This window comes from uncultured Traorella sp. (genome assembly GCF_944327115.1).
GTDB lineage: Bacteria > Bacillota_I > Bacilli_A > Erysipelotrichales > Erysipelotrichaceae > Traorella.
Map to the genome: position 1 here is coordinate 1 of NZ_CALVGS010000059.1, position 8018 is coordinate 8018.

General features: G+C 31.1%; 7 protein-coding genes. 2 read left to right on the forward strand and 5 right to left on the reverse strand.

Annotated elements, in window-relative coordinates; translation table 11 throughout:
* The coding region (locus Q0K35_RS05825; RefSeq protein WP_294561732.1) for a DUF362 domain-containing protein at positions 1-666 on the forward strand (666 nt) is incomplete at its 5' end.
* A gap of 107 nt (positions 667-773) precedes the next feature.
* Here Q0K35_RS05825 and Q0K35_RS05830 read toward each other — a convergent pair.
* From Q0K35_RS05830 to Q0K35_RS05850, 5 genes are all read right to left on the reverse strand, one after another.
* Positions 774-2261, reverse strand: a complete 1488-nt coding sequence (locus Q0K35_RS05830) for a family 1 glycosylhydrolase (protein WP_294561733.1) — start codon at positions 2259-2261, stop codon at positions 774-776.
* Complete coding sequence (locus Q0K35_RS05835) at positions 2261-3568, reverse strand: PTS transporter subunit EIIC (protein WP_294561734.1); 1308 nt, start codon at positions 3566-3568, stop codon at positions 2261-2263. The genes Q0K35_RS05830 and Q0K35_RS05835 overlap by 1 nt, the downstream gene beginning before the upstream one ends.
* Entirely contained in the window at positions 3565-3882 is a 318-nt protein-coding gene (locus Q0K35_RS05840) for a PTS sugar transporter subunit IIB (protein ID WP_294561735.1), read from the reverse strand. Before Q0K35_RS05840 ends, Q0K35_RS05835 begins: the two co-directional genes overlap by 4 nt.
* A 17-nt stretch (positions 3883-3899) precedes the next feature.
* A complete protein-coding gene (locus tag Q0K35_RS05845) occupies positions 3900-4208 on the reverse strand; it encodes a PTS lactose/cellobiose transporter subunit IIA (protein WP_294561736.1) in 309 nt (102 codons plus the stop codon).
* Between the two features lie 287 nt (positions 4209-4495).
* Positions 4496-7117, reverse strand: a complete 2622-nt coding sequence (locus Q0K35_RS05850) for a PRD domain-containing protein (RefSeq protein ID WP_294561737.1) — start codon at positions 7115-7117, stop codon at positions 4496-4498.
* A 124-nt stretch (positions 7118-7241) separates the two neighbouring features.
* Between Q0K35_RS05850 and Q0K35_RS05855 the strand changes: the two genes are divergently transcribed.
* Positions 7242-7724, forward strand: coding sequence for a VOC family protein (locus tag Q0K35_RS05855; RefSeq protein WP_294561738.1), 483 nt, complete (start codon positions 7242-7244; stop codon positions 7722-7724).
* Positions 7725-8018 lie beyond the last annotated feature (294 nt).

Sequence of the window (8018 nt, forward strand, 5' to 3'; positions counted from 1 at the left end):
TATCCGGGAGAAAGAGATACGACAGAGAAGCATCGTCATTTGATGGATGAGCATGAATGGACCAAGTATTTTGATGTAGATATCATGGATAGTGAAGGACCTGATATGGTATTAGATATTCCTAATGGACATCAGATCAAGAAAAACTATGTGGGTAAACATTTAGCAAATTATGATTCTATGTTAGTCTTATCTCATTTTAAAGGACATGCTATGGGTGGCTTTGGAGGAGCTTTAAAACAGCTTTCTATTGGCTGTGCTTCTTCTTATGGTAAAGCTTATATTCATGGAGCAGGCGATGCTGAAACTGATATGTGGAAGACTGATCAGCTACAGTTTGTGACTTCAATGGGAGATGCTGCCAGCAGTGTTCATAAATATTTTGATGGTAAGATCGTTTATGTTACAGCTATGGTGAACATTTCTGTTGACTGTGATTGTGATGGCAATGCTGCTCCACCATGTATGGAGAATATCGGTATTCTTTCAAGTACGGATCCAGTTGCTATTGATCAGGCTTGTATCGATATTATCTACAACAGCAAAGATAAGGGCAAGGAACAATTAATAGCTCGTATTGAAGAAAAATTAGGTGTAAATATCATTCGAGTAGCTGAAGAAAATGGTACAGGTACTCGTGAATATGAGTTAATCAATGTTGATTAAAGGATAGAAGAGGAGCGGTAAAGCTCCTGTTTTTTTAACGAGAAAATCTTGCCAGTTTAGCAAAAAAATATAGACGGAACAAAAGGGAGTTTGTAGCTCCCTTTTGTTTAATCCAGATTTTCGCCATTAGATGCAATAACTTTTTTATACCACTCAAAAGAGTCTTTTTTATATCTATCATATGTTCCATTACCATAGTCATCTGCATCGACATAGATATAACCATATCTCTTTTGCATTTCCGATGTTCCTGCACTAACGATATCAATAGGTCCCCAAGAAGTATAGCCGATTAAATCAACGCCTTCTGAAGCACATTCTCTCATAGCTTTGATATGTTCTCTTAGATATTCAATTCGATATGCATCGTGTACTTTTTTGTCATCTGTTAATTCATCAATGGCTCCCAGTCCGTTTTCTGAAATAAAGATAGGAAGATGGTAACGATCCCAAAGTTCATTGATAGCAATTCGCAATCCTAATGGATCTGTCTGGAATCCCCATTCGGTAATGCTGAGATTCGTATTTCTGATTTTGATCGGGTGAAATTCATCGTGCAGTTCTTCATCATAGAATTTCGCCATTAAGACATCTCCTTCTTTTGGAATGCCTGTGCATTGCGTGTAATAGTAACTAAATGAAATAAAGTCAACGGTATTTTCTTTTATGATCTGCAAATCATCTTTATTCATTTCCAATTGAATTTGATGCTTATCTAAATAATGCCATACATATTCAGGGTATCTTCCTTTTGCTTGGATATCAGTGAAAAAATAATTGATTCGATTTGCATTTTGTGCAGCTAATATATCTTCAGGTGAATTTGATTTTGGATAGAAGAAACTAATACCTAACATACTTCCTATTTTAAATTCAGGGTTAATTTCTTTTGCAGTTTTAGTAACTAAGGCACTTGCTACAAATTGATGATGTAAAGATTGAAAAATTACATTTAATTCTGATTTTTCGGATCTTTCCACAAATACACCACCTGCTGTATATGGCAGATTAAGCATCATATTAATTTCATTGAAAGGCATCCAATATTTTACTTTGTTTTTGTATCTTTCAAAAACAGTAGTAGCATATTTGACGTAAAAATCAATAACTTTTCTCGACTCCCAGCCATTATACTTCATCGCTAAATTTAGAGGAGTTTCATAATGAGAAAGGGTAACTAGTGGTTCAATACCATATTTGTGCAATTCATCAAATACATCATCATAAAATTTCAACCCTTCTTCATTTGGTTCTATATCATCGCCATTAGGATAAATTCTAGCCCAGTTAATCGACATACGGAATACTTTAAATCCCATTTCTGAAAAAAGCTTTATGTCTTCTTTGTATCGATGGTAGAAATCAACACCTCTTCTTTTTGGATAATTTGTTTCATTGATTTCACCATTTAATATCTTTAAACATTTTTCATAGGGTACAGTTTCAGTGTTAGCTCCTTCACTTTCTTTTCTTGAAACATAACATACCATATCGGCAGTAGATAGTCCTTTGCCACCTAAATTATACCCACCTTCTAACTGGTTTGCGGCAGTAGCACCACCCCACAAGAAATTTTCTTTAAAACCTTTGCTCATTATTCAGTTTCCTCGCTTCCTTGTTTGTTTGCCATAATTACAAAAGGCAAATAAATTAACATCGAAACAATAAATACTACGATTACAGAAACTAAGGCTCCCCAAGAACCAGAGCTTTGTAAGAATGTTTTGAGTGGTTGAGGAGTTGTCCATCCTACATCAAGCACTCCCGGAGCAGCAAAACCAATTTTAATCATCAATGCTCCTAATCCCATGCTAACGATTGGTGATAATATAAATGGTATTGCTAAAATAGGATTAAGTACAATTGGTAATCCAAAGATAACTGGTTCATTAATACAGAAAAGTCCTGGAATAAATGATAGTTTCGCAATTTGAGTATAATCGGCTCTCTTCCAAGTTTTTCTTTTAGAAAGTAATAAAATGACACATACAAGAGCTAAAGTATTGCCTGTACCACCAATACATCCATAATTTTCAAATAGTGAAAACCATGAGTAAGGATATGGTGCACCAAAAGCAGTACCTGCTTTTGAAACATAATCAATATTTGCGATATTAATTGCTGAGTAAATAGATAAATAAATAGGTGAAACTGTATTTGTTCCATGAATTCCAAAAACCCATAAGATAACAGCAACTGTAATTAAGATCATTGGTGTAATAGGACTCGTTCCAATTTGTGCGAAAGGAGCTTGTAACATCGAATAGATAATTGCATTGATGCCATCAGGATTAATGTAACTGATCAACCATGACAAGATACTTGCACTTACGACTAAAATACCTGTTGGTAAAGCTACTAAAAAAGATTTCATGACTTCCGGAGGAACATTATCAGGAAGTTTAATTTTTAGTGCATCAATTTGTGTTAATTGATAGAATGAGAAGCCAACGAGTAAACCAACAATTATAGATACAAAAATGCCGTTAGCACCGAAATATGTTGTCGTAAGTGATCCATCTATTGCTGGAACATATAGAATAAAGAAAGCTGCTAAAGCGGTCATACCTGCCTTTGTGCTGTCGCCCCGATATTGATCGCACATATTCTTAGCAATTAAGAATACGATGAATAAAGCCATGACATCTAATGATCCAGAACTTACTCTTGATAATAGAACTTGTGCACTATCGATATTTGGCCAAATCTTTGCCAGATATTGTCCGATGAAACCTGTTGGACTTAGGAACACAACATTGATCATAGTTGCTATAGAAGCAACAAGAGTTAATGGGAAGATCTGCAAGAATGAATCTCTTACAGCGATCAAACCCTTGATTGTATTTAATTTGTTTGCAAGTGGAAGTAAATATTTTTCCATCCATTCTTCAAATTTTTTCATTTTGCCTCCTCTTTATTTTTTAAAACTTCAATGACATGATTGACTACATTTTTACCATTCAACGTTCCGTAATCACGCATATTGATTACTTCTACTGGAATACCAGGGCATTTTGATTCGACATCTTTTTTATTGAACTTGATTTGCGGTCCTAATAAAATCATGTCTGCATCTTGTCCTACCTTAAGAACTTCAGAAATTGAATGTGCTTCTACACTGCAATCGTATTCAATTTCATCTGCGGCTGCTTGCATTTTTTTTACAAGCATACTTGTGCTCATTCCTGCAGCACAAAATAAAATAATTTTTTTCATTTTCTTCTCCTTTCCTTTTACTTAGCTAAAATATATTTCCAAAGTTTTATATTTTCTTTGGCTAAGTCCAAAACAGTAATTGCATTCATGAAGTGGTCCAATGCATGCATTTCTAATAATCCGATCTTGTGCGTTTTACCATTAGCTTCATCTTTGATCATTTCATATTGAACCTTATGTGCAGTAATCAATTTTTCATTTGCGTTTTCTAAATATTTTTCTGCTTCGGCGAAATTCCCTTCGCTTGCAAGTCTGATAGCTTCCATAGCGGTACTTCTTGCATCACCACTATTTAAGATGATTTCCATAACAACATTTTCTTCCATGCATAACCTCCTAAAATGTATATAAATTAAACAAATATATTTGTATTTATATTATATTTTTATTGTTATAAATTGTCAAATAGTATAAAAAATATACAAATTAGTTAATTTATGAATTATTTTCTATGGATTTCTATATATATTTTTATGTGGAATATTTTAATCAAACATTTAAATAAAACTGTTTGAATTTATCTGTTTATAAATGTGGTATATTTATACTCTTTTACTTGCTGAATAAAACAAAAAAATAAAAAAAATAAAAAGCGATTTCGCTTTTTATTTCATCATATTCTTTTTTCAGTTAACATTTGAATGATATAGGATATTTCATCATCGTTTACAGTAATATTATATTTTTTTTCAAAATATTTAAATTCTTTTTTTAGATTTAAATATAGTTTTCTGTTATTGTCAATCAATTCTTTCTTAAAAACATTTGGTGATATACTTTCTTTGCAGATCATACGATCAAAAGCACAGATAATGTGTATTAACAAACCAGCTTTACTATCGTTTGGTAAAAAACAGTGATTGTCTTCATCAATATTATTTATGAGCCTAATGATTTCTTCTTTATCATTAACAATTTGAGTATTAGTTATATTGTTAGATAAACTATCAAATATTTCATTAACGATTGCGGTAAAATAACTAACATCCCGTAGTTCTTTATTTATGATATTTTTGATGTCATGACCATTATTTATATAAATCTTATCAATAGATACGAATGGGATTCCATATATTTGTGGGTCAAAAGCACCAACAATACATATTACTTTATTTTCTTTACTAATATCGTTTACTTTCTCAAGTAGTTTACCTTTTTCAGCTATTTGCAAAGGAATAATTTGAATGTTTCCTAAATCAAAATTTTTTTCAAGATATTTCTTTATTTCTAATGCACTTCCTTCACCAGTTAGACAAACACTTATGATTACTTTTCCTCCTTTTTGTATGCTATCTTGATTAAAAATGGTAAATTGATTCATGCTTGTCAATGCTTGGTTGTAGATGATATCTAAGTCATTCTCGACTATGGTTTTCCTACAACAATCTAAAATGAACGTAGTAAAAGGAATTTCAATGATTTTAATCATTCTTCCAGTTTCGTCAATGACCATGTTTAATAGTTCTCTTAGAGATCCAGAATCAACAATTGCTAAGATTCCTTTAGTGGAAGGTATCTTCATGATGATTTTTTTTAAGTCTTCATATGCGTCCAAAGGTTTTTTACTTAATGGCAAATCAAAGCTATAAACCGAAGTACCGTTAAGAGATCGGCAAACATCAGCGATCGAAGATGCAGCATTATTGCCATGCATAGCCAACAAAACGGCTGGACGGTTTTCATCTAAATCTCCATTGTTATATTCACATAAAAACATAGCAATTAAAACTATTTCATCGATAGATAATTTTACATTCATTTCTTTATTGAATTGAAATGAAAACTCATAAGCAATAGAATACTCACTTTTATTATCGTTAATAAAGCAAACGATCTTATCCTTATTGAAATTTTGGTTTTTTGTTCTTCCTTTGACTAATGCATCTAAATGCATGCATAAACCATAAAATAAAGAGTTTGGATAATTCCTTTTGAGCTCTTTAGAAGCTTTATTAATAAGATTTTCAGTTAAATGTACTATTTTTTCATTTGTGAGATTATATAATTGATCATAATTAATCGTTTCAGGAATTTCAATATTATGAAATTTTCTGAATTCATTTTCAATATCTATGCTGATAATAGCTCCGATATCTTCCTCGGATATTCCACTATTTCGTAATTCTTCTGTTTTTTTATTTATAACATCATAAATATTATCTTTCTTGCTACTGTCTTCATTTACTGTATAGCCGTCAGCTTTAAAAACATATTTCTTATTAAGCTTGATTATGTTCGATATAGAAGCTTTCTGTGATTCATATTCTAAAAAACCGGAACGAATATGATTTGAAAAATCAGATAAAAATAAATTGATTTGAGTCTGATTGCTGTATTGATTTTTTACATATGCAATCGCACAAGCCTGTATAATTTCATTTTTTAATTGCTGAATATTATTGTTATAATGGCATAAGAGAAGTGCTATGATAATTTCAGATCCTACGACAATTTCTTTTCCACTTTTTTGTGCTTCTTTAGTTATAAAATCTTTGATGAGCATAAATCTGTCTTGCATGCTCCATTCGGAGAAATCAGGTAAAGTAATGATGATAGGAATTTTACCTTTAAAATCATCGCTGATGTTTCCCTTTGTACTAAGGATGATAGTTGTGTTATAACAGATATTCTTTCCATCGATGTTTAAAAATCCTTTTTCAAGAAAATCTAAAAGAATGCTTTTTGGGGTTGAGTCAAGATAATCTGCATTATCAATATGAAAAAAAGTTCCTTCTGCTTTTTGAAAGCATTTAATAAAGTTTTCTTTTAAATCATCTTTATCGTTGATGTAGTTTAAACAATTAAAGTAAACGAATTCTCTATCTTTTTGAATGATATTATAAGCAAGAGCTAATTCATACATTTTATAAGCAAACATGTTCTTTCCGGTTCCTGACTCACCACTAATAATAGTATTAAGACATTTGTTAGGATAAAAAACAGCTGCTTTCATAAGTTCAACGACATTTTTTAAACTGTCCTTTGTTCCAATAATCTCTCCAAAAACATCATTTTCAGCAGTATCAATTTCTTTTTCACTTAATTGATACGAAACCGGCCATGTTTTCACTTTTTGAATTGTTCCCTCTTTAACAAGCTGATTTAACAAGGTGCTTGCATTTGCACGTTGGATGTTTAATATGTCGGCGATTTCCTGAGTAGTATAATTTTTCTTTGATGAACCACCGATCATAGCTTCTTTTAATGTTTTAACGATCATATCTTTATTTTTCATGATTTTATTATAACATAAAATGTTTTAATTCAATACAAATTAAATAATCAAATAATTAGAAAAAAGTTTACATTTATATACAATATAATAAAATATATATAAGAAAAACAGGAGGTACTTGATTATGCTTTTTAAATCTATAATGCATGTCGCTTTTTTCACAGATAACATGGATGAAATGTTAGAATTTTATCAAAATAAATTAGGAGCAAAATTGAAGGTACTAATTAGGTATAAAGAATATCTTCACAGAAACGATCGTCCTGAACATCAAAAAATAGCAAGGGCATATCCAGATAAAATATTTAATGCATATTTAGAAATAGCACCAGGGCAGTTTTTAGAATTATTTCCAAAATCAGAGAATCAAGGTCAACACTTAAATTTCAATGAATGTTTAGGATATTCTCATTTTTCATTACTTGTGGAAGATATTTATGAAGTTAAACGTTATTTGACTGATATGGGTGTTAATATAGATACTGAAATTACAAAAGGTCCTTCTGAAACGTACCAAATGTGGATTACAGATCCAGATAATAATCGAATAGAGATAATGCAATTTACTGATAGATCCTATCAAGTGATAGGAAAAATAAGTGACTAAATATATAGTTGATCAATATATTAGGAAGCCATGAGAATTTGCCAAAACATGGAAAAAGGAGTACAATGGATTTTGTGAATGAAAAAAATCCCATAAATTGCTTGATTAAAAGCCCTTTCACGAGGGAATACTAGCAATAAAAGGGATGAAAAATTGGAAAAAGTGGGAAAAAGCATTAAATGTATGTTATACTGTCTAACGTTTTAAAAAGGAGGTTTTATGGTTAAAAGAAACCAATTGATTAAAATATTAGTTGTTGCATCATTATTATGTGGATGCTCATCAACTTCAGCG

What these genes read in the sequence shown, in the direction of transcription:
- Q0K35_RS05830 (WP_294561733.1), bottom strand. Translation starts at nt 2,261, where the DNA reads ATGAGCAAAGGTTTTAAAGAAAATTTCTTGTGGGGTGGTGCTACTGCC.
- Q0K35_RS05835 (WP_294561734.1), bottom strand. Translation starts at nt 3,568, where the DNA reads ATGAAAAAATTTGAAGAATGGATGGAAAAATATTTACTTCCACTTGCA.
- Q0K35_RS05840 (WP_294561735.1), bottom strand. Translation starts at nt 3,882, where the DNA reads ATGAAAAAAATTATTTTATTTTGTGCTGCAGGAATGAGCACAAGTATG.
- Q0K35_RS05845 (WP_294561736.1), bottom strand. Translation starts at nt 4,208, where the DNA reads ATGGAAGAAAATGTTGTTATGGAAATCATCTTAAATAGTGGTGATGCA.
- Q0K35_RS05850 (WP_294561737.1), bottom strand. Translation starts at nt 7,117, where the DNA reads ATGAAAAATAAAGATATGATCGTTAAAACATTAAAAGAAGCTATGATC.
- Q0K35_RS05855 (WP_294561738.1), top strand. Translation starts at nt 7,242, where the DNA reads ATGCTTTTTAAATCTATAATGCATGTCGCTTTTTTCACAGATAACATG.